Here is a 1,977-nt window from a genome sequence, read left to right as displayed (position 1 = left end):
GTCTTGTCTATGTGATAGGCATAAGCATGTTTGCAGTCGCTTTGTATTATGCTTTTTCAACAAAACCAGTGACTATTTATAATCAAGGAAAACCTCCATCAGCAACAGAATTAACAGATGTGAAAAAATACAATCAGACAATTGCCAAACTGATGTTTGTCTATGGATGTGTATTCATTGCCGAAGGTCTCTTTTTAGCCTCTCATCCTATGACCTGTATGATTATTGGTATTCTTACTGTTATACCTGGTATTGTTATAGTGATTGCTATATATGAGTCTTATATTCTAAAAAAATATAAAATAAAAAATTAAAGGTGCATATGATTAGCACCTTTTTCATATAGATGATAGAATAGAATCGTAAAATCAATAGGAGGAATAAAAATATGAAATTGTACAAATGTATGCATTGTGGAAATGTCATTGAAAAAGTATTAGATAAAGGAGTACCAGTTGTTTGTTGTGGTGAACCAATGGTAGAATTAGTAGCCAATACAACTGATGCAGCAACTGAAAAACATGTTCCAGTATTATCAATTGAAGGAGATGTTTTAACAGCAAAAGTTGGTGAAGTTGCTCATCCAATGACAGAAGAACATTTAATCACTGCTATCTTCGCAGTTTTAGGAAATAAAGTGATGAGAGTTGATTTAACTGCTACAGATGAACCAGTTGCAACTTTTGCATTAGGTGGTTACAAAGGAACTGTTGAAGTTTATGAATATTGTAACTTACATGGATTATGGAAAGCAGAAATTGAAGCTTAATTCATAAAAGAAAGGGCAAATTTGTCCTTTTTTCATATAAATCAAAAAGATGTGGTATACTAGATAAGAATGGAGTGATTGAATGAAAAGTCTTAAAACATTATTAACTGGATTATTTTTAGTTGGCTGTACAACAGGTTCTGGAAGTTATGAAACAATCAGTGCCAAAGAAGCAAAAGAAATGATGGAAACACAAGATGTTGTTATTATTGATGTCAGAGAAGAAAGCGAATATCAAGATGGGCATATTCAAAATTCTATTTTGATTCCATTATCTACAATTAAAGAAGGAAATACACAACTTCCTGATAAAGAGCAAACGATATTGGTTTATTGCCGTAGTGGAAATAGAAGTGCTAAAGCTGCAAAAAAATTAGTCAATTTAGGTTATGAACATATTTATGATTTTGGTGGTATAATAGATTGGCCTTATGATATAGAAAAATAATGAATAAAGTTTATGATGATTACCCATACTTATATGGGAGATGATAAAATGCATTTTTATAAAAATGAAAAGGATAATTTTTTTATTCAATTAGATGATGATGTTCAAGATCATCAAGAGCTAATGCGTGTTTTAGTTGAAAAACACGAAGGTGATGAAACAAAACATCAGCCAATTGTTTCAAAAGAAGGACAAATTGTTAAAGTCAAAATAGGAAACATTATGCATCCTATGACAGAAGAACATCATATTTCCATGATATTCTTAAAAACTAAACAAGGTGGACAGTATAAATTATTGCCTTATACATCAACACCGATTGTTTCATTTGAATTAACTGAAGAGGATGAACCATTAGAAGTCTATGGATATTGTAATCTACATGGTTTATGGAAAGAGGTTATTTAGAACATACTTTTCACTTGTATGTTCTTTTTAATATGTTAAAATAGACACAGGTAGGTGAGAAAATATGGAAAAAATAAGTATCAATGAGTTTGATGAAGTCTATGCATTATTTGAAAAAGCATTTCCATTAGCAGAATTAAGACCATATGAATTGATGAAAGAATTGTTTGAAAACAATGAATTTGTGATTTACTCATATGTGCATAATCAGCGTATTGTAGGTGCATTGATTGTATGGGAATTGAGTGATTTTGTCTATTTAGAAAACTTTGCAGTTGATGAATCATTAAGAGGTCAAGGAATAGGTAGTTATTTCTTAGATGAAGCGAAGAAACTTTATGCAAATCAAATC

At 30.6% G+C, this 1,977-nt stretch carries 5 protein-coding genes; all 5 read left to right on the top strand.

Annotated elements, in window-relative coordinates; translation table 11 throughout:
- Window positions 1–314, top strand: a 314-nt coding sequence (locus BN350_RS18940) for a hypothetical protein (RefSeq protein ID WP_044600255.1), incomplete at its 5' end; no start/stop codon positions are given.
- A gap of 74 nt (window positions 315–388) precedes the next feature.
- Window positions 389–769 carry a desulfoferrodoxin family protein gene (locus BN350_RS09895; RefSeq protein WP_028043459.1) on the top strand — a complete coding sequence of 127 codons (381 nt, stop codon included), beginning with the start codon at window positions 389–391 and terminating at the stop codon, window positions 767–769.
- An 82-nt stretch (window positions 770–851) separates the two neighbouring features.
- Window positions 852–1,217 carry a rhodanese-like domain-containing protein gene (locus BN350_RS09890; protein WP_028043458.1) on the top strand — a complete coding sequence of 122 codons (366 nt, stop codon included), beginning with the start codon at window positions 852–854 and terminating at the stop codon, window positions 1,215–1,217.
- 48 nt (window positions 1,218–1,265) lie between these two features.
- Complete coding sequence (locus BN350_RS09885; protein ID WP_049945549.1) at window positions 1,266–1,625, top strand: desulfoferrodoxin family protein; 360 nt, start codon at window positions 1,266–1,268, stop codon at window positions 1,623–1,625.
- Between the two features lie 64 nt (window positions 1,626–1,689).
- The coding region (locus tag BN350_RS09880; RefSeq protein WP_028043456.1) for a GNAT family N-acetyltransferase at window positions 1,690–1,977 on the top strand (288 nt) is incomplete at its 3' end.

It is taken from the genome of Candidatus Stoquefichus massiliensis AP9, from assembly GCF_000455285.1.
In the GTDB taxonomy this organism is placed as follows: Bacteria; Bacillota_I; Bacilli_A; order Erysipelotrichales; family Coprobacillaceae; genus Stoquefichus; species Stoquefichus massiliensis.
This window is presented reverse-complemented; position numbering and strand designations above follow the sequence as displayed.